Genomic DNA, 25,851 nt, shown 5'->3' with positions numbered 1-25,851 from the left:
GCTGGTGCCTGGAGGTTTAAATGCTTTATAGCTGCATGAATGATACAAAATGGAATGAAATCCGTCTGGCAATGGTGAACATGACATCGCCTCCTTTATGGAAAACAACCTCTCTCGATGACTATGGATCCGCAGTGGATGGCGAATGGTTTTACCATTTCAACGTGGGCGGCTATTCGGATATCCACTATCTTGATATTTTGACAAATTCAGTTGAGCAGCACGCGGAAGTTGGCGTTATTCTTCGCGCTATTCATCTTCCCGGTATTGAAACTTCAACCGGCTACAGGATTTTTGGATACGCGGATCCGGCCAGCTATATAGGGTATCTTTAGTTGGGCAGCATCAATAAGCGGCCAACGGGATTATTAATAACAGGATGAAATTTGCATTCGGTTCTCACCAGAAAATGTTGGAAAATCAATTAAATATAATATTTACACTAAATTTCGATGGTCAATTGATAAGAGAAAAATTTGTTTGAGAACAAAATGATGAAACATGAACTTTGGACAAATGAAGAAGGGCTGGATTTGTTTTGCCTTGCAGGCCCACAGGGGGATTCTGCTCGTCAATTACTGGAGCCAGGCTACAGATTAGTGTGGGCATGTGAGGCAGATTCTCATCTTGAAGCAATGAAAAAATATTATGCGTTTCGTCGCTGGGGAAAATATCAGGCTGATTTCCCTGAGCAGGATAGTAGGACCTATAAAGAAATGGGATGGGAATAAAAAATTATAACGGTCATAACAGAGCGACCCTGTATTTTGATTTTCCCATGACGTCCGCTCCCACAAAGCGGACGTCACTTAAACATTCAGGGAGCCCGATCACGCCATCTTTTAAATCAAATCGGTGGCGCCAATCGCGCTTTTTTTACGGTCGGCCACTTCCTTCAGCAGGGCGAAAGCAAAGATCACCATCCCCATCAGCGGCAGAACGGCGCCATAGCTGGCGGTCTGCGTCATCGGATAGCCCTGCTGCACCACCCAGGCACCCAGAAACGCACCCAGCGCGTTGGCGATATTAAAGGCGGAGTGATTCAGCGTCGCGGCGAGCGTTTGCGCTTTTCCGGCCACCTGCATCAGACGCACCTGTAGCGGCGCGCACAGCGCCAGATTGGTGCCGATCAGGAAAGCCCCCAGCAGCAGGCCGCTGACGGAAGAGACCATCAGCGGGAACAGGGTCAGCACCAGCACGCTCCAGGCCAGAATACAAAAAATAGAGAGCATGATTTTGCGGTCGGCCAGCTTGCCGCCAGCCAGATTGCCCAACACCATGCCCAGACCAAAAGCAAACAGCACCACCGGCAGCCAGAGCGTAGAGAGATGCGCGGCCAGCGTCAGGATCGGCGTGATATAGCTGATCACGGCAAACATGCCGCCAAAGCCGATGGCCGCGATGCCCAGCGTCAGCCAGATGCGGCTGTTCGCCAGCCCGCGGATCTCTTTCAGCGGCGAGCTTTGCGCTTCCTCATGCTGCTGTGGGAAAAGTTTAAAAATCAGCAGCGCATCGGCCAGTGACAGCAGTGACACGCAGGCAAAGGCCCAGCGCCAGTCCAGGTGTTCGCCCAGCAGCGTCGCCGCGGGATTCCCCAGCAATGAGGCCAGCGTCAGGCCGAGCATGACTTTGCCCACCGCCTGACCGCGCCGGTTTTCTTCCACCAGCGAAGCGGCCGCCAGCGCCGCCACGCCAAGAAAAGCGCCGTGCGGCAGGCCGCTGAGAAAACGGGAAATCACCAGCGCGTGGGCGCTGTCCGCCAGCATGCTGCTGACGTTGCCGCCTAAAAATAGCGTGATAAAAATCATCAGCTGATGTTTACGGCTCAGGCGCGCGGTGCTCAGGGAAAACAGCGGCGCGCCGATCACCACGCCCAGCGCGTAGTAGCTGATAAAACGGCTGCCTTCGGCCAGGCTGACGTGCATCGCTGCGCTGACCTGCGGCAGCAGGCCCATGATCACAAATTCGCTCAGGCCGATGGCGAAGGCGCCCAGCGCCAGGGCAAACAGCAGCGGGCCGACGGCGCGCGCCGCAGGAGAAGTTGGGTTTTCAATAGTCATAAAAAGTCTTAATAAGAGAGGCTAAAACCTGTGCACAACGCGTGACGGGGACGATGAGGGCAGGGCAGGCAAGAGTAGTTATTATTGCCGGCTGGCAGCGTGCCGCCGGAAGGCGCTGAGTTTACCGTGTAGCGGCAGGGATAAACAAGCCGGGCCGCGTGGATGGCCCGTCAAAACGTTAGCGCAGGGCGCTTTATTCCGCTGGCTATCTGTCTATATGACCCAAATCCCGCTCGGGAAAACAGTAGTTCCGCACGCGCTGCTTCAGCTCTTTCACTTCCGGAAAGCCGCCATCCACTTTGCGATCCCACAGCAGATGACCGTCAACGGCAATTTGATAGATGCCGCCCGTGCCCGGCACCAGCGTGACCGAAGCTAAATCGGTGCCAAAAGTATGCAGCAGCTCCTGCGCCATCCAGCCCGCGCGCAGCAGCCAGTTGCATTGGGAGCAGTAGTGAATAGTGATGGCAGGCGTTGTCATTAGCGTAGTCCGGCAAAAAAGGGGAGCACCATCTTCTGGTCGGTGAGAGGCGCTGTCAAGCCCGCGACTGCTTGCCTTTTCCCGGATTGTGAATTCTTTATGGAGATTGTTGATAACATAAATCAATATGATTATCATTCGCATTTATTGAGGTCAGGGATCGACTATAACCAGGCGCGGCGGGCGTCAGTACCGCTTTTGGCAGTGATGTGAGTCGATACTAATAAAGAAAAAGGCTTACCAGCATGTACAAGAATCAGTGTTCTCAGGGAATTTTCCATCGATCCGTGCTGTTTACGGCACTGGCGGCGGCCGGTTTATCATCAGGTGCGCAGGCGGCGGACGCGCGTGCCGCAAATGAGCAGCTGACCGTTGCCGACACGCACAGCGAACCACAGATGGTGGTCACCGCGCCCCGACAGGTAAAAGAGGCGGGCAGCCAGACCACCCTCACCGCAGCGGAAATGCAAAAAAAAGGGGCTAACGACTTCGGCTCGGTAATGCGTTATGAACCGTTGATCGGCGCGACCGGTGCCAGCGGTGGATCGGGCGCGGGCAAAAGCGGTTTCGATCGCGGCGGCTATACCGGCTACAACATTCGCGGCCTGGAAAGCAACCGCGTGGGGCTGGAGGTGGACGGCATTCCGCAGCCGGAAGCGGCCGGGCGCAGCTACGCCAGCCGCGCGGGTCTGAACACCTTCGGCATTGGCCGCGATTATATCGATCCTTATCTCTACGGTCTGGTAGAGATAGAATCCGGCGCGACCTCTACGGAAAAAGCCAACAACGCCATTGGCGGCGCGGTCTCCTTCCTGCCGAAATCGGCAGATGACTACCTGTCGCCCTATAAATCGACTTATTTCGGCTATCAGTCCGACTACGACTCCGCCAACCGCAGCTGGCACAACGGCATAACCGCTGCGGCAGGTGATGCCACGCTGCGCGGCGTGTTCGTTTACAGCCGTCGCGACGGCCAGCAAACGCGCAATAACAGCGATACGCTGGCGGCTTATCCGGCCAACTGGCATTCAAACGCGCTGCTGGCTTCCGGCATCTGGCAGCCCAACGACGAGCACAAGCTGACCGGCACCGTCGATTATTATGACAAAACCAACCACACCCATTACGACTCGTGGGACAGCAGCGGCAACACCATCTGGGGAACCGCGCAGCAGCAAAGCAATACCCGCCGCTGGGGCATCAGCCTGAAGGATGAGTGGACGCCGACCAGCGATTTGCTCGACAGCCTGACCTCCCGACTTTATTACCAGCAGACGCAGGCGCACGACAATACCCTGATGCCTGCCAGCGCGACGGCGATGGAGCGGGTTTATTCCGATTACAATGTGGATATCCGGGGCGTGGAAACCCGGCTGATAAAAACCCTGGGACGCCACGAGCTGAGCGGCGGCCTGAACGCGACCGTCACCGACACGCAGCGGCCGTTCCGCCAGACGCCTGCGCCCAGCCAGTACAGCGTCATCATGCAGCCGCAGGCCGACAGCCGCGGCTATCTGGCGGGCGGTTACCTTCAGGATAAAATCCACTTCGATCTGAACGGTCACGACTTCAGCGCGGTGCCGGGCGTGCGTATCGCTTACCAAAGCATCAGGCCGCAAAACCTGAGCAGCCTGGCCACCGGCAGCACGGCTATTACCGAAGCGGATCTGCAAAAGCTTTACGGGCAGAAAAATAGCGATACGCAGGTGCTGCCATCGCTGAGCCTGAACTACGATCTGACGCCGGATCTGATGACGTATGTGCTCTACAAGCGCGGCGCGCAGTTCCCCAACGCCAGCCAGCTGTACGGCTCCTGGAACCTCGGCTCCAGCTATGCGGGATCCGCGCAGTACGCGCTGATCGGCAACAGCGCGTTAAAAACGGAAACCAGCAATAACCTGGAGTGGGGGCTGAAAGGCGAGGCGGCGAAAGGCGTATCGCTGAATGCCGCCATGTTCTACAACACCTACGACAACTTTATTGCCTATACCCGCTACACGCGCGCCGGCAGTCCGGCGAAGTTCAGCCGGGTGCCGTCGAATATTTACACTATCTATCAGGCAGAAAACCGTGATAAAGCTTTTATCTGGGGCGGCCAGCTTAGCACCAGGCTTGATGTCGGCAGCTGGTTTAGCGAGGTTAACGGCCTGAGCGCCACCTTTGCGCTGGGTTACAGCGAAGGCAAATCAAAATCCAGCTACGCTGGCGACAGCTATGTCGATTTAGACAGCGTGGCGCCGGTCAAAGCGATAGTGGGCGTAGCCTGGGACGATCCGGCAAAAGTCTACGGCGCTGCGGTAACGGCGACCTTTGTTAAGGGCAAGCGGGCGACCGAAACCAATCGCGAAAGCTACAGCAACAGCGGCGCGGCGCTGGCCGGGTCGGACGAGGAATACAGCCGCGTGCCGGGTTACGGCATGGTGGATATGACCGCCTGGTGGCAGGCGGCGAAAAACGTGCGCGTCAGCGGCGGTATCTATAACCTGACCGATCGTAAATATTGGGATTACCTGAGCAGCCGCAACCTGACGGAAAGCACGCGACAGGATGCCTTTGATAAAGCGCTGGCGGTGATGCCGGGCCGCACCTTCCAGCTGGGCGTCAATGTGGATTTCTGACCGCCTTAACTTTGCCCCGCGCGCGGGGCTTAATGGAGAACAAGCGATGAACCTTTTACAACGTTACAGGCAGCTTAAAGCCGACCACCCGAAAAAATACGCCCGCGACCTGGCCGCGCTGCTGGACGTCAGCGAAGCCGAGCTGACCCATGCCCGCACCGCTTTCGACGCGGCGGCACTGCGGCCGGATTTCAGTGCGCTGCTGGCCACGCTGGAAGCGGTGGGCGAAACCAAATCGATTACCCGCAACGCCTTTGCCGTGCATGAACAAATTGGCCGCTACGAGAATTTGCATCTGGGCGGCCACGCCGGGCTGGTTCTGAACCCACGCGCGCTGGACCAGCGGATCTTTCCGCAGCGCTGGAAAAGCGCCTATGCGTTGCGTGAGGAGACGGCGCGCGGCGAACGTCACAGCATTCAGATTTTTGACGCGCACGGCGACGCGGTACTGAAAATTTACGCCACGCCCAACACCGATATGGCGGCCTGGCAGGCGCTGATCGCCGACTATCGCCTGATGGAAACGCCGGAGCTGGAGGTGATCCCGGTGACGCCTGCCAGCGTTAGTCCGCAGCCGGACAGCGCGGCTATTGAACAGCAATGGCGGGCGATGACTAACGTGCATCAGTTTTTCGGCCTGCTGAACCGGCACGGCGTTTCGCGCCAGCAGGCTTTCCGCGCCGTTCCCGACGATCTGGCGCAGCGGGTGGACAACAGCGCGCCCGGCGAGCTGCTACGGCAGGCCAGCCAGGACGGCAACGAGATCATGATTTTCGTCGGCAATCGCGGCTGCGTGCAGATCTTTACCGGCGTGGTGGAGAAGCCGGTGTGGAGGGAAAACTGGCTGAACATTTTCAATCCCACCTTTACGCTGCATCTGATGGCAGATCGCATAGCGGAAAGCTGGATCACCCGTAAGCCCACGGCTGACGGCTTTGTCACCAGCCTGGAGCTGTTTGCCGCCGACGGCACGCAGATCGCCCAGCTGTTTGGTCAGCGCACCGAGGGCCAGCCGGAACAGGCGCGCTGGCGCGAGCAGATCGCCGGGCTGACGAAGCAAGGAGCGACGGTATGAGGCTGTGGCTGATAGCGCTGCTGGCGCTGCCTTTTGCGCTGATGGCGGAAGAGCGAGTGGTAACGATCGGCGGCGACGTCACTGAGATTGTCTACGCGCTGGACGCCCAGCAAACTTTGGTAGCACGGGACTCCACCAGCCTGCGGCCCGCGCTGGCGACCAAACTGCCGGACGTGGGCTATATGCGTCAGCTGAATGCGGAAGGCATCCTGGCGATGCGGCCCACGCTGGTTATCGCCAGCGAGCTGGCTAAACCCTCGCTGGCCTTACAGCAGGTTGAGCAGGCCGGGGTCAGGGTGGTCACGGTAACGGGCGAGCCGACGCTCCAGGCGATCCATAAAAAAATCGCTACCGTTGCAGGCGCGCTGCATAAAGAAGAGGAAGGCAAAGCGCTGGACGCCAGGCTGGACAGCCAGCTGGCCGCAATGGCGAAAAAACCGCTGCCGGTCAAAGTGCTGTTTATCCTTAATCATAGCGGCATGAAGGCGATGGCGGCGGGAACGGAGACGGCGGCGGACAGCGCCATTCGCAGCGCGGGGCTGATTAACGCCATGGGGCAGGTGCCGCGCTACCAGCCGTTGACCCAGGAAGGTATCGTGGCCAGCGCGCCGCAGCTGGTGGTGATTGGCAAAGACGGCCTGAAGGCGATGGGCGATGAAGAGCGTATCTGGCAGCTGCCGGGACTGGCGCTGACGCCTGCGGGCAAGCAGCGCAACCTGCTGGTGGTGGACGATATGGCGCTGCTGGGCTTTGGTCTGCAAACGCCGGGCGCTATCGGCAAACTGCGTAAAGCGGCGGAAGCGACGCTGCCATGAGGAAAATGACGTCGCGCGGGCTGGGGATCATGCTTGCGCTGACGGTGGCGACGGCGCTTTTTGCCGCCAGCATGGGCGCGATGCGGCTGTCGCTGCCGATGGTCTGGCAGGCGTCCGCCGACAGCCTGGTCTGGCAGATCTGGTGGACTATCCGCCTGCCGCGCGTGCTGCTGGCGGTGCTGGTCGGCAGCGCCCTGGCGGTTTCCGGCGCGACCCTACAGGGGTTGTTTCGCAATCCGCTGGCCGATCCCGGCCTGTTGGGGATCAGCAGCGGCGCGTCGCTGGCGCTGGCGCTGGCCGTAGTGATGCCGCTGACGCTGCCTGCCGTGCTGGCTTTATGGTGGCCGATGCTGGCCGCCTTTGTCGGCAGCCTGGCCGTGACCCTGATGATTTTTTTGCTCAGCCGTCACGGCCGCACCACGCTCTCTCGCCTGCTGCTGGCGGGCATCGCTATCAACGCGCTCTGCTCTGCTGCGGTCGGCTTGCTCTCCTGGATCGGCAACGATCAGCAGCTGCGTCAGCTTTCGCTGTGGGGTATGGGATCGCTGGGACAGGCGCAGTGGTCAACGGTGCTGGCCAGCGCCGCGCTGATCCTGCCGGCGCTGCTGGCGACGCAGTGGCAGGCAAAGCGGCTCAATCTGCTGCAGCTGGGTGATGAAGAGGCGCACTATCTGGGCGTCGATGTGCAACGCACGCAGCGCATCGTACTGGTGCTCAGCGCGCTGATGGTGGCCGCAGCGGTGGCGGTCAGCGGCGTGATCGGTTTTATCGGCCTGGTGGTGCCGCACCTGATCCGGCTGGGCACCGGCGGCGATCATCGCTGGCTGCTGCCCGCTTCGGCGCTGCTCGGCGCCATACTGCTGCTGATAGCCGATACGCTGGCGCGCACGCTGGTGGCGCCTGCCGAAATGCCGGTTGGCCTGCTGACCAGCCTGCTGGGCGCGCCGTGGTTCTTATGGCTGATTTTGCGTCGGCGGGAGGGTGAATATGACTGATGCTTTACAGGCGATCGATCTTTCCTGCCGCTCAGGGGCACGGCTGCTGATCGATCGGGTTTCGCTGACGCTGACGCCGGGCGAAATGGTCGCTCTGATTGGCCCGAACGGGGCGGGGAAATCCACGCTGCTGCGGCTGCTGACGGGCTATCTTTCGCCGGATTCAGGTCAGTGCCTGCTGAACGGCCAGGCGCTGGATAGCTGGCCGCGCGATCGGCTGGCGCGCGTCAGGGCGGTGATGAGGCAGCAAAGCCACGTCGAGTTTCCGCTCAGCGTGCGCGAGGTGGTGGCGATGGGACGTGCGCCCTGGCCTGGCCGCGCCAGTTCGTCGATGCTGGACGAAGTGATGCAGCTGACCGGCTGCGACGAGCTGGCCACGCGCGACTATCGACGGCTTTCCGGCGGCGAACAGCAGCGTGTGCAGCTGGCGAGGGCGCTGGCGCAGCTCTGGCACGACGATGGCCCGCGCGGCTGGTTATTTTTAGACGAGCCGACCTCGGCGCTGGATCTCTACCATCAGCAGCATGCGCTGCGTTTGCTGCATCGACTCAGCCGTAAAGGGCAGCTGGCGGTTTGCTGCGTGCTGCACGATCTGAACCTGGCGGCGCTGTGGTCCGACAGCATGCTGCTGCTGCACGAGGGCAGGCGAGTCGCCAGCGGCACGCCAGCGGAAGTGATGACCGAACCGACGCTGACGCGCTGGTATCGGGCCGAGCTACAGGTTTATCATCACGGCCCCACGCCGCAGCTTATGCTGCGGCGCTAGCGGCCGGGCTATTGCGCGGTCAGGTTGCTCTGTGGATCGGCGGTAGGGGCCATCGGTTTAACATCCGGCGGCAGGAAGATGTGGTCGAGAATATTTCTTACCAGCGGCGCGGCCGTGACGCCGTTGATGCCGCCGTTTTCCAGGATCAGCGCTATCGCCACTTTGGGCTTATCGAAAGGCGCAAAGGCGGTATAGAAAATATGGTCGCGCAGGCGGATCGGGATCGTTTTGGCGTTGTAGATCTGATTCTGCTTCAGGCCGAACACCTGCGAGGTGCCGCTTTTCGCCGCAATGCCGTAAGGCGCGGTATGGAAATATTTATAGCCGGTGCCGTTTGGCGCGTTGGCCATGCCGAACATGGCGCGGCGTACGATCCCCCAGTACGGCGAGTCAGGATCGCCGACCTGCTGAGCGGGCAGCGTCGGCTGCCAAAGGCTGACGTTTTTACCCTGTTTTTCCTCATACATCAGGTGAGGCTGGATAACGCGCCCGTTATTAATAAGCGTGGCCATCGCTTTCACCATCTGGATTGGCGTGGCAATCCAGTAGCCCTGGCCGATGCCGACGGAAACGGTATCGCCCTGATACCAGCTCTTTTTATGCACCTTTTGCTTCCATTCGCGGCCTGGCAGCAGGCCGTTGTACTCCTCGTTGAGATCGATGCCGGTGGATTTACCGTAGCCGAACTGGCTGAGCATGGTATGAATGCGATCGATACCCATCATAAAAGCCACCTGATAAAAGAAGGTGTCCGCCGACTCTTCTATCGCGCGGGTTACGTCCAGCATCCCGTGTCCGGTTTTTTTCCAGTCGCGGTATTTGCGCTCGGTGCCCGGCAGCGTCCAGGTCGGCGCGCCGTAGAAGCTGGTTTGCGGCGTAATGACGTGATTCAGCAGTGCCGACATCGCCATATAAGGCTTAACGGTGGAGGCTGGCGGATAAAGCCCTTGGGTTACGCGGTTGATAAGCGGCAGATCTTTATTAGCCAACAGCGACTTGTAGGCTTTATAGCTGATGCCCTTCACAAAAGGGTTGGGATCGTAGCTGGGACTGGACACCATCGCCAGCACCTCGCCGGTTTTGGGATTTTCAATCAGGACGGCGGCCCGCTGGCCTGGCAGCTGCGTCTCCACGTACTGCTGTAAAGGAAGATCCAGCGTCAAATAAATATTTTTACCGGCAACGGGCGGCACCTCTTTCAGCACGCGGATCACCCGGCCGTGGTTATCCACTTCCACTTCCTGATAGCCGGTTTTGCCATGCAGTACCGATTCGTAATAACCTTCAATCCCCTGTTTGCCAATATTATGGTCGGCGGCGTAGTTCTCGCTAATCCCTTCTTTATCCAGCCTTTTATAATCGCTGTCGTTTATTTTAGAGACGTACCCCACCACGTGTGCCAGATCCGGGCCGTAGGGGTACTGGCGATCTTCATAACTGTTGATATCGACGCCGGTATACTTGAATTGATTAACAGAGAAACGGGCCACTTCTTCCGCCGATAGCTCGGTTTTCAACACCACCGGCTTGTAGCGGCTGGCGTTGTGCAGATTATGGGTAAACGTCTCGATATCGTCGGCGGAAAGATCGACTATTGGCGTCAGTTCAGCCAGTAACGCCTTCATATCATGCACTTTATAAGGCACAACTTCGATGTCATACCAGGTAACATTTTTTACCAGCGGCGTACCGTTACGGTCGAAAATAATCCCACGCGTGGGCGCGATGGGGATCATCTTGATATCGTTTTGATTGGAGCGCGTTTGATAGTACTGATTTTGCTCAATCTGCAGATGCCAGAGATTGATGCCAAGCGTGACAAAACCCGCCAGCACAACGCCAAAGGCCACCAGTGCCCTGCGAACAAACAGCTTTTCTTCTTCTGCAAAATCTCTGAATTTCATTCACTGCCAATCAGGTAGTCTTTTATTTACCCGCTACATGATAGAGATTACGCCACAAATCACGACCTGAAAGATGCGTCCCGGCCAGGTAAAGTGTGACATTTGTTGAAGTTGTAACAGAATGGCTGCCTTTTTTAAAAGAGTGATGATTATTACCGCTGCCGCTGCTCATAAATAATATTTATTTTTTCCGCCTTCTGGCGAAAATTTATGACCATTAAACGAGAATGCTGTTTCTGCTGATAACGCGCCGTGACTATAAAATTCAAATTATTTTTCCGCTCTGTTTATTATTTTTGGCTATCAGCCATACGGGGCTAATTCGACGTGGGCGTTTTATATTTTTTACGAACAGGCCTCTTTGGAGCAGTCTGAGTCCGTTACCCAAATTTATTGCTGATTTTGCCTGGCCTGCGGAAAGCCGCCTGCGTTAAGCGGAAAAGATCGGCCTGTGACCACGGCTGACGCTGATACCCACCCTGCGTACAGCATCAGCATTAACCGCTTAGTGAAGTTGCCAGCATTGGCGTAATAATCGACCGACATGACGTTGTCATCAGGCAACCTGTTTTACCGCCATCCATTAAGAGGTTTTTATGTCAGGGTTATTTTCCCCTTTTACCTTAAAAGACGTGACGTTACGCAACCGTATCGCCGTACCGCCAATGTGTCAGTACAGCGCTGAAGATGGGCTGAGCAACGAGTGGCACCGCGTTCATTATGCCAGCCTGGCCCGTGGCGGCGCAGGTCTGGTGATTGTCGAGGCGACGGCGGTTGCGCCGGAAGGGCGTATCACGCCCGGCTGCCTCGGTATCTGGAACGACGAGCAGGCTGAGAAACTGGCGATCATCGCCCGTGATATCAAGGCGGCAGGCGCGGTGCCGGGTATTCAGATTGCCCATGCGGGCCGCAAAGCCAGCGCTAACCGTCCGTGGGAAGGCGACGATCATATCGCGAAAACCGACCCGCGCGGCTGGGAAACGCTGTCGCCGTCCGCTACCGCTTTCGGTGCTAACCTGCCGCAGGTGCCGCACGAAATGACGCTGGAAGAGATTGCCCGCGTTCGCGATGATTTTGCCGTGGCGGCACAGCGCGCGCGTGATGCCGGCTTCGAGTGGCTGGAGCTGCATTTCGCACATGGCTATCTGGCACAGAGCTTCTTCTCCGTGCACGCTAACCAGCGTCAGGATCAATATGGCGGCGATTTCGAAGGGCGCAGCCGCTTCCTGCTGGAAACGCTGGCTGCCGTACGTACACAGTGGCCGGATAACCTGCCGCTGACGGCGCGTTTCGGCGTGATTGAATACGACGGTCGTGACGAAGAGACGCTGACAGAGGCGATTACGCTGACGAAAAAATTCCGCGAAGGCGGCCTGGATCTGCTCAGCGTCAGCATCGGCTTCTCCACGCCGGACGCTAATATTCCGTGGGGCCCCGCTTTCCTGGCGCCAGTTGCCGAGCGCGTGCGCCGTGAAGCGGATATTCCGGTGGCTTCCGCGTGGGGTATTGATGCGCCGTTAATTGCTAACGAAGCCGTTGAGAAAGGTCAGCTGGATCTGGTCATGGTTGGTAAAGCACACCTGGCCAACCCTAACTGGTCCTATCAGGCCGCGCGGGCGCTGAAAAAAGAGCAGCCTTCATGGGTGCTGCCAGCGCCTTATGCACACTGGCTGGAGCGCTATCGCGTTAGCGAGTAAAACCCTGGCAGAAGGTCTGGCGACCTTCTGCCGCTTTCTACTGTAGCCGGGAAAGCGACGATGCTGCGCGCCACGATGGCGGATCCCGCAACCCCAGATAGCTCTTGTTGAAGCCGGAATAAAGATTAAGAATTTCTTTATAGCAGACCAGTGCCATATCGTTGATTTTCATCATCCCCAGTTTGCGTACCGCATTCTGCTTATGCGAGCTAATTGTTTTAACCGAAATATTAAGTTTTCGGGAAATAAAGATAGCCGAGTGGCCGGAAGCCAGCTCTTTCAGGATCAGCGTTTCCTTTCGGGAGAGCTGATTGTAGTGTGAAGCTTCATAGTTCGGGATAGCTTTTAATAAAGGAATGTATTTTTTAAAGGTGCTTTTCTTGGAGATAAGCCAGTAAGGATGAAAGCCTTTATGCTCATCCTGTAAGGGAAGGTCGACAATAAAAACAATATTGATACCGAAATAATCAATATTTTTCGCCATGCCCAGTTTGGTATGGCAATTAGTAAAGTTGATATCAATGATCACGGTATCTTCTTTTGTTAACTTACCGGGGCGGAATTGAGTTAGCCAGCCTTCATAGCTAAATCCTTGCATCGCTATGCCATTTGCCGCCAGAAAGTATTTTAGCCCGGCCACAAAGTACATATCGTCGGAAATAACATATATGCACATAAATCCCTCTTTATCCTGTCCCTGTTACAGCTGAAAAAAAACCTCGCTTTTTTCAGTAGTAGTTAATGGTAAATGTAACGGTCGCATCTGCTCTTCCTGCACTTACGGTCGATTCGGTCTGAATGTAACGAGCGACAAGCGGCATAGACTGCGTGGTCGCCGCACTGTTTTGCATGCTGTAATCCTTGCTGCTGGCAAAATCTACCAGCAAGGGAGAAGCATCAGATTTATTGCCATAAGCCATCTGAATGCCGACGCCTGTGGCGCTGCCGCTGCCCGTTTTTATGCCAAGAATACCGTTAGCGCTGTCGATAATGGCGGTATTAGGTGACAGCGTCAGATTTAAAATGTTGTTGGTGATAGCACCCATGCCGCTGGCGCCGTTGTCGGAAGTCCAGGTATTTCTGCCGTCGTTCAGCGTCCCGTAAAAGCGAGGGCAGTTAACTAAGTTAATGGTGGCATCTTTCCATTCGGTGGTTTTCCCTGTTCCCGTAAAATACTCAGCGATGTCATATTTTCCCATCTCGACGGTGACGTCCGGCGTTTGACAGGTTTGCGAAACGATATTTATCGCCCCGGAAAAGTTCAGGCTCCCTAAATTTATCGCCGAAATACCCGGCGCCTCAAAATCATATTTCACCGTAGGCAGCTGCGATCCGATAAGCGTGCCGGGTGTGATCGTGCCGGTTTTAATCAGCACCACGTCAAATTCAAAGCCGCCTTGCGCTTGCCAAACGTTACTGTCGTATTGAGTTTCTCCCTGCCATGGCTGATAGCTGAAAGGAACGGAATAGTAGGTCAGGTTATAGGTATAAATAGCTATGCCTATACCCGCTACGCCGGTTTCATACACTTTGCCGGCGCGAAACGAGCTGTCTGACCAGTCAGACGCATTGTTAGGCAGATCGCTGTAATACCAGCTAATAGTGGGTTGATAGCTCTGTGTATTATCGCAATAAATATTTGTAGGCCGGGAGGGCTTAAAATACTGGCGATAAATAACGGTGCCGTTACTGACCCCTGGCCCGATGGTCAGATTGCTGCTTTGTAAGGGCAGCGTAAAATTCATAACGCCAGCGCCTTCCAGCAGGCGACAACTCAGGGCAAAAGCCTGCTGGCTCCAGACCGTGGCCATAGCCAGCAGAGCGAGTAACAGGGCGGACCGGCAATATTTTTGTATTAAACGACTCTTCATGTCTTCAATCCGTATTAACTGTGACTTTGACGGGATGTCGGCGGCGCCTCTGCCATGGTTCCCTCTGGCTGCGCGGTTTTTTCAATGGCTTCGCAAACGCTTTCAAAACGCGGTATTTCACGCTGGCGGTCGGTTTCCGCCTGCGGCATCAGGATATAGCTCAGGCTGCATTGCATATCCGGCGCGTCTCCCCATTTAACACGCAGCTTGTCCCGCTGCGCCTGGACGCGTGCATAGACTTCGCCGCCCTGGCCGACGGTACCGACATGGTTGCCCTTGCTGTCCAGCACCTCGGCACCGAAGGCCACAGGCTCACCCTGGAAGGTGGCCGCAATCAGCACCGCTGTGCCGCTGCGCGTGCCGTATTTCAGCTTCACTACGGCGCCTGATAACGGCGCTACTTTCAGCGAGGTGGTATCCAGCTCCACATCGCTGGCGGCCCCGCCAGGATCCAGCGTGACTTCGTTCAGCTGATAGGGATCCAGATAGGGCACGGCAGCGTAGCCGTTCCAGTCAACGTGAACGCCAGGATAGGACGAAACGCTGGCGCCCTGGGCGCCTTTGGCCTCGACCAGCGCGAAGGTATCGGAGGTGTAAGGCGTTAGCGTCACGCCGCCGGAATGGCCAATAACGGTGCCGCTCATCCCGCCAGACGCGCTGTAATAGTTGCTGCCTTTGCCGTACGAAGCGCTCAAAGAAGAAACGGCGCTGCGCCATGTACCATTAACCGTGCCGCTGCTGCCCGTGCCCTGATTGGCGTTGGCGGCGCTGACGCCGTAAGAAAACTGGCCAAGCTTACCGCCCGTGCCGGATATGGCTGCCTGTTCTGAGGTTCGCCCGTTGCTGTTATGCGCTAAATCAACACGCAGCTGGGGCGTGTAGCTGCTGCTGTTGCCCAGCGGCAGGCTGAAGTTCAGCAGATAGTTGTTCTCGGCCTCGCCGTACAGCGTCCAGGTGCGGTTAACGCTAAGACCCCATGAGAGATTTTTATAGCGATTGTTGTAGCCCAGCTGGTACTGCTTGCTGTTGCCGTCGCGGTTCCAGTAATCCTGTAGCGAGCTGCTGGCGTAAAGGGTTCCCCAGCGTTCCGGCAGCCCTTGACTGACCGTAGCGATAAAACGGTTTTTGGCGCGCCAGATTGCGCTGGTTGACAGCCCGTCGGCAACCGCTTCCCGCGTCTGCATCGCCGTCATAAATCCCATATAGCCGCTGGTGGAAAAACGGTAGGCCGCCAGCGACACTTTGCTGCTGGTAGCGCTGACGGTTTTGCTGTAGCTGAGCTGAAAGCTCTGCCCGCTCATGGATGTCGTCGTATCTTCGGCGGTCCCGCCCAGATGGGTGCGGGCCTGAGTGGCATCCAGCGCAAAAGCGCCGATTTCGGTACCAAGCGCCAGGCCCGATTGCAGCGCATAGTAGTTCTGACTCGCCTGGAAACCGCCATAGGCGGTAAGCATATTGGTCAGGCCATATTGCAGCGTAGCCTGATAAAGGGCGGGCTTTTCCGACAGCGAGCTGCTGCGCAACCTGCCGGCGGTAACGGAGTAGCGGCTGTTGCCCGGCCTGAGCAGCTGGGCGACAGAGGAGTAGGGCACTTCAAAATATTGTTCGCTGCCGTCAGACTCGCGAACGGTGACCGCTAAATTACCACCGTAGCCGGTGGGATAGAGGTCGTTAATCAAAAACTCGCCCGGCGGCACGGTGGTTTCGTAAATAACCTGGCTGCCCTGACGTACGGTCACCCTGGCGTTAGTGCGCGCCACGCCGTGGATCTCTGGCGCATAGCCGCGCAGCGAGTTCGGCAGCATTCTTTCATCACTTGCCAGCTGTACGCCGGAAAAAGGCAACGTTTCAAACAGCAAGCCTGAGGTATTCGCCTGGCCAGCCAGCAGACGGCTTTCCAGGGCGGGAATATCCCGCTGCACATAGGTATTAAGGGCGCTATATTTTTTCTGGCCGTGCTCAACCCAGTTCCAGCTGCCGTTATGGCGCAGATACCAGCTGGCGATATTTAATCCCGCCCGGATGCTGGCATAGACGGATTGATAGCGGGTTCCCCCGCTTTCGCTGGTGTAGGCGCTGGCATTATAAGCCAGTAGCGCTGCCGGAATGCCGCTGTCCCAGCGGTCCTTGCTTATCGCTCCTCGCGCGTTTCGCGCCATATAAATTTGCGGAACGATAATATCAAGCCGCTGTTCGTTACTGTCGTAATTGACGGCGATCTCGGGAATTTTTTTCTTCAGATCGTAACAGCCCCGGCCGCGCTCATCCTGCTCAAAAAAATTTGCGGGTATCCGGCCTGCATCGAAGGCGATTCTTTTTATCAGCTCTTCTTTTAAGCAGGGCAGAACGTTTTTGTTCTTATCGGCGCTGAATTCAATATCGTAATTTCCCAGCAGGTCATTATTAACGTAAACCGCCGTTCGATAGATGCCGGGCAACGCCGCCGCACCGTTAGCGAAGCGGCCGAGATCGATAGCGCTGCCGTCGCTGACGTTAAGAAATGTAGGATCGAACTCAACATTTTTGGCAACTTCCTGCGGTGCAGAAGGGGAAGGTTCGATCGCATAGGCTGAAGAAATAAAAGGAAGGAGCAACACCAGCTGCGCTTGCTTCCATCTTTTTCCTTGTGGCGAGGCGTTTTCCATAAAAATCCTTTTTATAAAAAACCTGATTAAGCGTCATTAATCTGTCCCGATGACGTAGAGTAGAATATCCATTAATTGACTTGCGCATCGACGCTGATAGAGGCGCCATAATCATTGATATAATTTACCTTTATTTTTTCCCCAGGGTTTGCTGCGGCAGTAAAGCTGGCTTCAGAAAAAGGCGCGATCGTATCTGCCTCGGTATTTTTATCGTTAATAACTATATTGGTCAGCGAGATATAATAAGGCGTAGGATTATTGGCTATCAGCTGCTGCCCGTTTTTTTTCCAGACAATTTTTTGTGCGGCATCGTTAGCGTTTCCTTTCAAACCGACGGGACGGAAAAAGAATTTAATGCGCGAGCGAAAGGCCATTTGCAGCAGGTTGCTGTCTTTAAGCAACGGGTTTTTAGCCGGAATTTCCAAAACGTTCAGCCAGTAGATGCTTTCCCGATCGGCCGGCAGCGGCTTTCCCGTATAGCTGATACGCAGCGTCTGGCCTTTCTCCGGCTCCACGCGGTTGATAGGCGGCGTCAGGACAAAAGGCACATGGATAGTGTCCGGTTTGGCTTTTACATCGCCGTCATCGATCCAGCTCTGGATTAGCACCGGCTTTTTCCCTTTATTGGCTAATTTTACGCTGACTTCTCTGGCGTCTGAGGGATAAATAACCCGGGTGCCGGTAATCACTACGCTGGCAGAAGCCGTGTAGCTAAACGCCAGCAATAAAGAAGCGTTTAAACCGGACAAAAATAAGCGAGAAAATTTATTCATACTAACCTTCTGTAAAAAGCAGAGAGACGGCGTCTCTCTGCGGGGAGGTTTTATTTATACTGAAGAGCGTAAACCACGCTGCTGCTAACCATACCTGCGCTAGCAACACCCTCTTCTTCTGCATAGTAGCGAACAGAGTAATTTAACGTTGCAGCGTTATCTTTTACGGTTTCATAAATCGCATTACTTATTTGGCTGTTACTACCGATAGTAATAACGTTGGCATTACTCTGGGTACGATCTAACAGCTCCAGCGTAACGTTTGACTTTTCCGTGGCCGTACTTTGGTTTGTCAAACGACCGTAAGGATTAACTGTAACGCCATCCTGGAAGTAAGCCGATACTGCCGTCATGCCGTCTGCAAGCGTGCAGTCCGTCAATTGCATATTGAAAGCAGTATCACCTGCGGTAGCACCCTGTGAGGGCAGAGCAGTGTTTTGAAGCACCGGCAGGTCAACATTACCGTCTGAATTACCTGAACCGTTGACATTTACCTTACAGGTGGTGGAGGTGAGTTGGCCGTTAAAGGTAATGGTGCCCGAAGAGTCTGTAGAAGTAGAAGCCGCCTGGGCAGTCACGCCGGTAAACGCGGTTGCCAGCGCAGCAGCAATCAGCAATTTTTTCATTGAACATCCTTATTTTCATCATGTTAAAATAAATCCCATCTTGTCGTTGGGATTGTTATTTTTCCCTAAGGGGAAAGTATTTGCAGTGGTTTTATCTACAAATTCTTAGTATCGAAGTAGTAAATAGGCGTGACGCGCTCTTTATTAATGCAGAATCCCCTGACGTGATCCTCTTCTGTCCGGGTGATAAAATCTTCAGCAATACCAAGCGTTGAAAGTTTGTTTCTCAGGCAGTGCATGACCTGCCAGAGCCGCTGTGATGAAGAGCTCAGGCCATACTTGTCCCACACATTGGTTAATATTTCTTCATTGCCGATAACTTTACTGTCGGCATTTTCCAGCAGGTAAATAAAAAGGCGCATCATGGTTTTTCTTAATTTTATTGCGCTGGTGCCCTTTTCGTTTGCCAGTAGTTTGATATTAATGATCCGGCTCTGGTTAATATTAACCTGGATGTCGGGCTCAATCATGTAACCGTAGACTTTTGCGCTTTCCCAATCCATTACCTTTCCTCCATGAAAACCAGACCGACTTTTACAAGGCGTGTCAAACGGGAACTCTTTCCTGAGTGCGGCTATAGTAACTGTTGAGATAAATCTATCTCAACACTTACTTTATTCTTTTATAAAGGGGGTATTATTTGTTAATTAAAGGGGGGAATGGCTACTTAAGGTTTTTTTTGTGGTTTTTTATATCAATGCATGCAGGTGTTTAAGGTTTTTATTTCGTCAAAAGGGGTAAGTCGATCATCAAACGGAAAATCTATTTTAGCCTGATATTTTAGAATAAAATATTAGATGATTTCTGCCATTGCTGCTAATGATTCACAATCATAACGTCTTTTTTTAACACTTGTCGATTCCGGTAACTAAAAAAAATTAAATTTTTCCTTAGTTATTGTCATACGTTAGTGTCAGGCTATGGTTAAAAATTAAAAATAACGTTTTTACTAATGGTTCAGGTAAGTGAAGTAATCTGGCCTGCCAGCCAGGATTATTCTCAGGCCTGAATTAATGGTTGATATTTTATAGCTCATAGTTGGTTGGTGTTTTTAATGGGAATAGTCTCATATTTTTTTATTTTTACAATAGTTGCACAGAATAATTTTCTTTCTTCAGTAAAATAGCAAAAAGGAGAAAGTTATCTCTCTCCTCTGTTATTTACAGCGCGGCGGCGATAGCGGCGCCCAGATCCGCCGTTTTCCCCGTACCGCCAATGTCCGGGGTTAACCGTATTTTATCTTCACTGCTCAGCACGCGTTCTATGGCTGCTACCACCGCTTCCGCCGACTCGCTATGGCCCAGATGCTCAAGCATCATCGCGCCGCACCAGATTTGACCTATCGGATTGGCGATGCCTTGACCAGCGATGTCCGGTGCAGAGCCATGTACGGGTTCGAATAAGCTGGGAAAGGTACGTTCAGGATTAATGTTAGCGGAAGGCGCAATGCCGATGGTTCCGGTGCAGGCCGGCCCCAAATCGGAAAGAATATCGCCGAACAGATTGCTGGCGACAACCACATCGAACCTGTCCGGATGCAGGACAAAGTGCGCCGTCAGAATATCAATATGGTATTTATCCACCGCCAGGTCGGGATAATGCTCGTGCATCGCCGCTACGCGGCTGTCCCACCACGGCATGGTGATGGCAATGCCGTTGGATTTGGTGGCGGAAGTCAGATGGCGGGCCGGACGCTTTTGCGCCAGCTCAAAGGCGAACTTTAAAATGCGGTCCACGCCGGTACGGGTCATTACCGTTTCCTGAATAACAATTTCTCTCTCCGTATTGGGAAACATCGTTCCGCCAACGCTGGAGTATTCACCTTCGGTATTCTCACGCACCACGTAGAAATCGATGTCACCAGGCTGGCGATCGGCCAGCGGGGATTTGATGCCGGCCAGCAGCCTCACCGGACGCAAATTAACGTACTGATCGAACTGGCGGCGGAACTGGAGCAGCGAGCCCCACAGCGAGACGTGATCCGGCACGATTTCGGGCCAGCCGACGGCGCCAAAGTAGATAGCGTCAAACGGCTTAAGTAAGGCAAACCAGTCGTCCGGCAGCATTTTACCGTGCTGCTGATAATAGTCCGCGCTGGCAAAATCAAACCAGACCCACTCCAGCACGATGCCGAATTTTTCTGCGGCGGCGCTGATAACCTTTACGCCTTCCGGCATCACCTCTTTGCCGATCCCGTCACCGGGGATCACGGCAATTTTGTAGTTTGCTACGGACATTGCGCTTCTCCTGGAAAGTTAGCTTTTCGCCCTGAGTCTATTGCAGCATTATGGTTAAATAATTAGCCTGGAATTCAATGCAATGTTAACTAAAGGTAAAGAGTTGGCGACAACCAGCGAGGATCTGCGCTTTTTTACCCATGTAGCCAGACTGACCAGCCTGACGGAGGTCGCCCGGGAACTGGGATTAAGCCTGCCGGCCGTCAGTAAACGACTGACGCAGTTGGAAGAGAAGCTGGGCGTACAGCTGGTCAGACGAACTACCCGACGCCTGGAGCTGACGCCGGAAGGGCTGCTTTACGCCGAAGGCGCGGAGCCGATCCTCAGCCAGCTGGCGCAGCTGGAAGAGGAGCTGGGCGGCGAAAGCGCTATGCTACACGGCACCTTACATATCAACGCTTCCTTTGGTTTTGGACGTCGTTACGTTGCGCCTCTGGTTTCAGATTTTGCCGCGCAACATCCGGCGTTAACGCTTAATTTACAGCTATCCAGCCAGCCGCTGAACTTCCTTAATGCAGGTATAGATGTGGATATCCGCGTAGGCAGCGTGCCGGATTCCCGTTTGATTGCACGCCGTATAGCGGCTAATTATCGCGTGGTATGCGCCTCGCCGGACTATCTGGCCCGTTATGGTGTACCACAGCGCGTTGAAGATCTGGCGCAGCATAATTGTATTGTGCTGCGCCAGCATGAGTCGGATGCCGCTATCTGGCGATTCAGCAAGGCGGGTAAAGAGCATCGGCAGAAAGTACAGGGAAGCCTGACCACAAATGATGGTGAGGTTGCCATGCGCCTGGCGCTGGATGGCCATGGTCTGATCCTGCGCTCGTGGTGGGATGCACGCGAAGCGATCCTGGCCGGCAAGCTGGTTCAGGTGCTCACTTCATATCAGCTGCCTTCAGCGGATATCTATGCGGTTTATGCTCATAGCCGACAGACGCCAAAAAGGATCCGCTGTTTTACCGACTATCTGCATGAGCGTTTCGAAGCGCTATTTACAGACGAGAAGAAATAAAAGGGGTTGCGCGCTCATGATGTTCCTGGCAGCAGAAGTAGCAGGCTTTTACGCGGTTGCCAAACCGGGCTTTGGCCACGGTTAATGCCTGGAGAGGGGCATAGCAGCTGCCGATAAACGCCAGCTTATTTTTCCCGGGCATTTTCTGGCAGCCTCGGCGGTGTAACAGATGAAAATCCATTTGTTCTGGTCGTTGGGTCACATAATAGTATTCAGCTTGCATTTTCCCTTTCACTCTTGGCAGGCGATAGCAGATGACTTTATGATAATTTTAATAAGATTATTTTAACGCGGAACTATCGGAAAATGTGCCGTCCCGTTGATTTACAGATAAATGCGTATAAGGCAAGTTAAGTGGCGTTAATTAATGGGCGCGGCGGGCACTTGTTTTTCTTATTAATAGCAGGTTCAGAGGTTACATGGTGTGTACAGATTTACAGAAAATCTTAATAAACGTGATTTATATTGGTAGTAAAAATATGCGCGTTTACCGAAACTGTGGGTAGCCGTTCCGCTGCAAAAAAGATGCAAATAAGAAGACACATTGCAGCGCCTTCAGATCCGTAACAAGCTGAGTCGATTGGCTGAATATGTAACAGCGCTCTGTTACCCGTTTGCCCTTGCTCCCTGAACGTAGTGAAAGATGCTGTAACAAAGATAATCCATAACCTGAGTGACTAACGGCCCGTCAGCGGCAGGCCGCCGGCCCTTTAGTCGGTTTTTTTCGGCAGCATGACGCTTAAACAGTCGTCGATGCTTTGGCGAGTTCGGTTTTTATCCTGCTCGCTGAGCTGCCGGTAACGCTGAATTGCGCCCTGTGCCGAATGCTTGTCGAAAGCTACTTTGTCCACCGCGTAGGAAGCGTTTTCGTTGGTAATCACCTCGCGCAATTTGTCAGGGAAATCTGCCGAGTCTGGCGTGTCATGCATATCCTTGATCGCCACGCAGGCGGCGGCATAATAGTGCGGATCCTGCTCCGGAGGGAGGAAGGTCAGATAAAGCCCGCCGACGATAGCCAGCAAAGCTACAATGGCGATAGTTTTGCGTTTCATACAGGTTGTTTTTACTGAAGTGGTGGCGGCGAGCTTAACGTTTCCGGCGCCTTTTCGCCAGGTTAACGCCTTTGCCGTTACAGGCGGACAAAAGAAAGAGGATTGAACGTTTTCCATCAACCCGGCGGCCTGCGAAAATAGCCGGCAGCGGCAAAACTGCTAACATGGTGGTTTAACATCATGAACGAGTTGCTATGAACAACTATCACTACTTTTCCCGCTTTGCGGCGCTGGCTGGTTTTTCCGCGTCGCCGTCTGCTGATTTCGCCACCCTTAGTGCACTACATCAGCGCTGGCCTGCTCTTATTCCCTTCGAAAACATAGAGGTTTTGCTGGGCAGGCCGGTCAGTATCGACGTAGAGAAGATTGCCGACAAGCTGCTGAGCAAACAGCGGGGAGGCTACTGCTTTGAGCATAATCTGCTGTTGCGACAAATCCTTGAAGAAATTGGCTTCAGGGTTACGCCGCACCTTGCACGCGTGCTGTGGGGACAGGATAAGCCGGACGCGACGCCGCAAACGCATATGCTGTTAACCGTGGCGCTCGACGGCGTGCGGTATCTGGCGGATGTCGGTTTTGGCGGCGTCAGCCTGACCGCGCCTTTACGGCTGGAGGCGGGCGAACAGCAGGGTTACCGTCTTGAGCGGTTCAGCCAGGAAGAGTGGCTGCTGTCGATGAAAAGCGGCGGCAGCTGGCGGTTGATGTATCGGTTTGCCGATGGCGCCTGCGAACAGGCGGATATTCTTGTCGCCAGCCACTTTGTTGCCACGTATGACGAGTCGCTGTTTCGCCATAATTTGATGATGGCGAAAATAATAAACGGGCAGCAAACCAATCTGTTCAACCGGCATCTTACCGTCTACGGAGAGGAGAAAAGGCAGCAGGAGGCCGCGTCCTTTACCGACTTTCGCGCGTTAATCCTCTCCTTTTTCACGGCGGACAACGTGTTGAGCGAGACGGAAATACGGGCAATTTACGAAAAAGTTGGCTGAAATCATATAATAGAGGCATAAAAGCATAAAGGCATAAAGGCATAAAAGCATGAAGGCAGACCGGTGGCCTGCCTTATTCAGATCCTTCACGCAAAACTACGCGGCAGACGAGCTGTCGGCTGGGGTAGTTAATCCGGTCAGGATATTCGACAGGAAGGAAAGCTTCGCATAGGTGCGAGACAATCCTATAGCCTGATGCGTCAGTTTTTTGATGCTCCAGCTATCCGTCGTGGTAGAAATAGCATCAACGGTGGTTTGCAGTTTGGTTGAGACATTTTCCATAGCCGAGTTCAGGCCGGTGATAACGTCAGTCAGACCAGCGCCACTAACCATTTGTACTTCATTATGGCTGATTTCTCTCATTACTTTCTCCTTGTATATAAGGTTAATACAGCGGAGTTAATATATTTATCTCTGCCGCTTGCGTAAAGGCGAAAATTCCTGAATAGAATATATCCGCACGAATAGCCTGGATATAAAGGGCGCATCCCTGTCAGTGCTTTCTTATTAATGAATTTAACAGGAGTTTATTGCGCACTACAGTTGGTAAATATTGGAATGATTAATAACGGGGTGAGTTTGAATGGTGAGTATTATTTATTTGTGATTTAAATTATTTATTATCTATATATTTATTCCTTTTAAATAAATTACCGAAAAATGGCCGGAAGTCATTGACCATGCGCTGCCTGTCGCTCTCTTTTACCCTGCACCGGGCGGGCGTTTTTTCAGGCGGAAAAGCTTACCGACACCGATCATTTTGCTAACAGCGGCAGCAGGGCGTGGACGACAGGCATAAAGGTTTCCGTCATTGCTTCCGCCTCTACGCAGGCGTAGCCGAGGATCAGGCCGCGTCTTTTCGCCTCGCCCCTGTAGTAAACCGAAAGCGGGCGAGTCCAGATCCCCTGTTGCTCCAGCACGTAAGCGAGGGCGACGTCGTCAATTTCCGGCGGCAGCGCAAGGATCAGATGCAGGCCGGCATGGCTGTCCTGGCCGATAAATTCCGCGCCCAGCTCCCGGCGGATCGTCCCGACCAGCGCCTCGCGTCGCTGGCCGTAAAGCTGTCGCATACGGCGTACGTGCGCCGCATAGTGGCCTTCACGAATAAATTCCGCCAGCGCCAGCTGGGTCAGGCCGTAGCCGCCCCGGTAAAGTTCGGAATGGGCCACTTTCAGGCGGGCCGTCAGCGAGTCGGGCACCACCATATAGCTGGTGCGCAGCCCCGGATAGAGCGTTTTGCTGAAGGTGCCCAGATAGATGACGTTTTCATCCTGCGCCAGCCCCTGTAGCGCCGGTACCGGGCTTTCACCAAAGCGAAACTCGCTGTCGTAATCGTCCTCGATGATAATGCTGCCCCAGGCCTGCGCCTGGCGGAGCAGCGCCTGACGACGCGCCAGGCCCATCACGGCGCCGGTCGGATATTGATGGGAAGGCGTTACGCAAATCAGCCGTGGCGGCGCGACGCCTGCGGGCAGCGTCATGCCTTCGTCGTCTACCGCAATCGGCACTGTTTCCAGGCCGTTGATTTCCAGCACGCTGCGATGGCCCCAGTAGCCCGGCTCTTCTACCCAGACCCGATCGCCGGGATTGCAGAGCATTTTCGCCAGCAGATCCAGCGACTGATGCGTCCCGGAAGCGATCAGGATCTGCTCCGGCGTGCATTTAACCGAACGCGCCACGCGCAGGTAATCCGCCAGCGCATGTTGCAGCGGCGCGTAGCCGCCATGCTGCGAGTAACTCAACGTTTCTACCGGCAGCCGCAGGTTCAGGCGGCGCGTGATTTTATGCCAGGTTTTATGCGGAAAATGCCGTACGTCCGGCACGCCGGGCATAAAGGCTCCCCACTGACGCTGGCTGGCGCCGGCGCGGTTCAGCAGCTGCTCGCCCCGGCGGGAAAGCGCGATCTGCCCTGATGGCACGTCGGCGGAAACGATCCGTTCCACCGCCGAAAGATCGCTTTCCGGCAGACTGGCGCTGACAAAGGTGCCGCTGCCCGCGCGGGTGGTGAGATAGCCTTCCGACTGTAGCTGCTCATAAGCGGCCATCACCGTATTGCGCGATACGCCTAGTTCGGCGGCCAGATCGCGCGAGGCGGGCAGGCGAGTGCCGGGCGCAAGCATCCCTTTCTGAATGGATTGCTGTAAGGCGTCGTAAAGACGCTTGCCCAGCGTGCCTGCGGCCGTCTGTCCAAGCCGGCAGGCGACCAGATCACCGACGAGTGTGCGCAAA

23 protein-coding genes are annotated in these 25,851 nt (G+C 54.8%); 10 read left to right on the top strand and 13 right to left on the bottom strand.

Features of this window, described 5'->3' with window-relative positions; all coding sequences use genetic code 11:
- Positions 1 to 20 precede the first annotated feature (20 nt).
- Together ACMGEE_RS09225 and ACMGEE_RS09220 are read left to right on the top strand one after the other, a co-directional pair.
- Positions 21 to 335 carry a DUF6678 family protein gene (locus ACMGEE_RS09225; protein WP_436829939.1) on the top strand — a complete coding sequence of 105 codons (315 nt, stop codon included), beginning with the start codon at positions 21 to 23 and terminating at the stop codon, positions 333 to 335.
- A gap of 156 nt (positions 336 to 491) precedes the next feature.
- Positions 492 to 731: a hypothetical protein gene (locus tag ACMGEE_RS09220; protein ID WP_436829938.1), complete on the top strand. Its 240-nt coding sequence runs from the start codon at positions 492 to 494 to the stop codon at positions 729 to 731.
- Positions 732 to 842: 111 nt separating this feature from the next.
- On the opposite strand, the gene ACMGEE_RS09215 is transcribed toward ACMGEE_RS09220, so the two are convergent.
- Positions 843 to 2,060 (bottom strand): MFS transporter, encoded by a 1,218-nt coding sequence (locus tag ACMGEE_RS09215; RefSeq protein ID WP_253458388.1) that lies wholly within the window; start codon positions 2,058 to 2,060, stop codon positions 843 to 845.
- A gap of 205 nt (positions 2,061 to 2,265) precedes the next feature.
- Positions 2,266 to 2,541 (bottom strand): Rdx family protein, encoded by a 276-nt coding sequence (locus tag ACMGEE_RS09210; RefSeq protein ID WP_253458390.1) that lies wholly within the window; start codon positions 2,539 to 2,541, stop codon positions 2,266 to 2,268.
- A gap of 245 nt (positions 2,542 to 2,786) precedes the next feature.
- Here ACMGEE_RS09210 and ACMGEE_RS09205 point away from each other — a divergent pair, with 245 nt between their 5' ends.
- Genes ACMGEE_RS09205 through ACMGEE_RS09185 form a run of 5 tightly spaced genes read left to right on the top strand, consistent with a single transcriptional unit; the run spans position 2,787 to position 8,810 of the window.
- Positions 2,787 to 5,159 carry a TonB-dependent receptor domain-containing protein gene (locus ACMGEE_RS09205; RefSeq protein WP_436829937.1) on the top strand — a complete coding sequence of 791 codons (2,373 nt, stop codon included), beginning with the start codon at positions 2,787 to 2,789 and terminating at the stop codon, positions 5,157 to 5,159.
- A 46-nt stretch (positions 5,160 to 5,205) separates the two neighbouring features.
- Positions 5,206 to 6,234 carry a hemin-degrading factor gene (locus ACMGEE_RS09200; RefSeq protein WP_436829936.1) on the top strand — a complete coding sequence of 343 codons (1,029 nt, stop codon included), beginning with the start codon at positions 5,206 to 5,208 and terminating at the stop codon, positions 6,232 to 6,234.
- Positions 6,231 to 7,049: a heme/hemin ABC transporter substrate-binding protein gene (locus ACMGEE_RS09195; protein ID WP_253458396.1), complete on the top strand. Its 819-nt coding sequence runs from the start codon at positions 6,231 to 6,233 to the stop codon at positions 7,047 to 7,049. Before ACMGEE_RS09200 ends, ACMGEE_RS09195 begins: the two co-directional genes overlap by 4 nt.
- Positions 7,046 to 8,044, top strand: coding sequence for a FecCD family ABC transporter permease (locus ACMGEE_RS09190; protein WP_370734636.1), 999 nt, complete (start codon positions 7,046 to 7,048; stop codon positions 8,042 to 8,044). The genes ACMGEE_RS09195 and ACMGEE_RS09190 overlap by 4 nt, the downstream gene beginning before the upstream one ends.
- Positions 8,037 to 8,810, top strand: a complete 774-nt coding sequence (locus tag ACMGEE_RS09185) for a heme ABC transporter ATP-binding protein (protein ID WP_253458400.1) — start codon at positions 8,037 to 8,039, stop codon at positions 8,808 to 8,810. The genes ACMGEE_RS09190 and ACMGEE_RS09185 overlap by 8 nt, the downstream gene beginning before the upstream one ends.
- An 8-nt stretch (positions 8,811 to 8,818) precedes the next feature.
- Here ACMGEE_RS09185 and mrdA read toward each other — a convergent pair whose 3' ends face one another.
- Positions 8,819 to 10,714: a penicillin-binding protein 2 gene (gene mrdA, locus ACMGEE_RS09180; protein WP_253458402.1), complete on the bottom strand. Its 1,896-nt coding sequence runs from the start codon at positions 10,712 to 10,714 to the stop codon at positions 8,819 to 8,821.
- A 596-nt stretch (positions 10,715 to 11,310) separates the two neighbouring features.
- On the opposite strand from mrdA, the gene ACMGEE_RS09175 reads away from it, so the two are divergent.
- Entirely contained in the window at positions 11,311 to 12,411 is a 1,101-nt protein-coding gene (locus tag ACMGEE_RS09175) for an NADH:flavin oxidoreductase/NADH oxidase (RefSeq protein ID WP_253458406.1), read from the top strand.
- A gap of 37 nt (positions 12,412 to 12,448) precedes the next feature.
- Here the strand turns inward: ACMGEE_RS09175 and ACMGEE_RS09170 are convergent, their stop codons facing one another.
- From ACMGEE_RS09170 to ACMGEE_RS09140, 7 genes are all read right to left on the bottom strand, one after another.
- Positions 12,449 to 13,087, bottom strand: coding sequence for a helix-turn-helix domain-containing protein (locus ACMGEE_RS09170; protein ID WP_253458409.1), 639 nt, complete (start codon positions 13,085 to 13,087; stop codon positions 12,449 to 12,451).
- Between the two features lie 52 nt (positions 13,088 to 13,139).
- A complete protein-coding gene (locus tag ACMGEE_RS09165) occupies positions 13,140 to 14,282 on the bottom strand; it encodes a fimbrial protein (protein WP_436829935.1) in 1,143 nt (380 codons plus the stop codon).
- A gap of 14 nt (positions 14,283 to 14,296) precedes the next feature.
- Complete coding sequence (locus tag ACMGEE_RS09160; RefSeq protein ID WP_436829934.1) at positions 14,297 to 16,927, bottom strand: fimbria/pilus outer membrane usher protein; 2,631 nt, start codon at positions 16,925 to 16,927, stop codon at positions 14,297 to 14,299.
- Positions 16,928 to 16,998: 71 nt separating this feature from the next.
- On the bottom strand, positions 16,999 to 17,700 hold the full coding sequence (locus tag ACMGEE_RS09155) for a fimbrial biogenesis chaperone (RefSeq protein WP_301730033.1): 702 nt from the start codon (positions 17,698 to 17,700) through the stop codon (positions 16,999 to 17,001).
- A 50-nt stretch (positions 17,701 to 17,750) separates the two neighbouring features.
- Positions 17,751 to 18,326, bottom strand: a complete 576-nt coding sequence (locus tag ACMGEE_RS09150; RefSeq protein ID WP_394148312.1) for a fimbrial protein — start codon at positions 18,324 to 18,326, stop codon at positions 17,751 to 17,753.
- A gap of 95 nt (positions 18,327 to 18,421) precedes the next feature.
- On the bottom strand, positions 18,422 to 18,829 hold the full coding sequence (locus tag ACMGEE_RS09145; RefSeq protein ID WP_253458423.1) for a winged helix-turn-helix domain-containing protein: 408 nt from the start codon (positions 18,827 to 18,829) through the stop codon (positions 18,422 to 18,424).
- Between the two features lie 657 nt (positions 18,830 to 19,486).
- Positions 19,487 to 20,563, bottom strand: a complete 1,077-nt coding sequence (locus tag ACMGEE_RS09140) for a tartrate dehydrogenase (RefSeq protein WP_436829933.1) — start codon at positions 20,561 to 20,563, stop codon at positions 19,487 to 19,489.
- Between the two features lie 82 nt (positions 20,564 to 20,645).
- On the opposite strand from ACMGEE_RS09140, the gene ACMGEE_RS09135 reads away from it, so the two are divergent.
- On the top strand, positions 20,646 to 21,578 hold the full coding sequence (locus tag ACMGEE_RS09135; RefSeq protein WP_301250598.1) for a LysR family transcriptional regulator: 933 nt from the start codon (positions 20,646 to 20,648) through the stop codon (positions 21,576 to 21,578).
- 710 nt (positions 21,579 to 22,288) lie between these two features.
- On the opposite strand, the gene ACMGEE_RS09130 is transcribed toward ACMGEE_RS09135, so the two are convergent.
- Positions 22,289 to 22,630 carry a hypothetical protein gene (locus ACMGEE_RS09130; RefSeq protein WP_253458434.1) on the bottom strand — a complete coding sequence of 114 codons (342 nt, stop codon included), beginning with the start codon at positions 22,628 to 22,630 and terminating at the stop codon, positions 22,289 to 22,291.
- Positions 22,631 to 22,824: 194 nt separating this feature from the next.
- Between ACMGEE_RS09130 and ACMGEE_RS09125 the strand changes: the two genes are divergently transcribed.
- Positions 22,825 to 23,622 (top strand): arylamine N-acetyltransferase family protein, encoded by a 798-nt coding sequence (locus ACMGEE_RS09125; protein ID WP_253458438.1) that lies wholly within the window; start codon positions 22,825 to 22,827, stop codon positions 23,620 to 23,622.
- A gap of 96 nt (positions 23,623 to 23,718) precedes the next feature.
- Here ACMGEE_RS09125 and ACMGEE_RS09120 read toward each other — a convergent pair whose 3' ends face one another.
- Positions 23,719 to 23,985: a hypothetical protein gene (locus tag ACMGEE_RS09120; protein ID WP_253458441.1), complete on the bottom strand. Its 267-nt coding sequence runs from the start codon at positions 23,983 to 23,985 to the stop codon at positions 23,719 to 23,721.
- Between the two features lie 392 nt (positions 23,986 to 24,377).
- Positions 24,378 to 25,850: a MocR-like pyridoxine biosynthesis transcription factor PdxR gene (gene pdxR, locus ACMGEE_RS09115; protein ID WP_301250596.1), complete on the bottom strand. Its 1,473-nt coding sequence runs from the start codon at positions 25,848 to 25,850 to the stop codon at positions 24,378 to 24,380.
- Position 25,851: the final 1 nt, after the last annotated feature.

Source organism: Erwinia artemisiae (assembly GCF_051400835.1).
In the GTDB taxonomy this organism is placed as follows: Bacteria; Pseudomonadota; Gammaproteobacteria; order Enterobacterales; family Enterobacteriaceae; genus Erwinia; species Erwinia aeris.
Note: the sequence above shows the minus strand (reverse complement) of the source record. Positions and strands in the feature narration are given on the sequence as shown.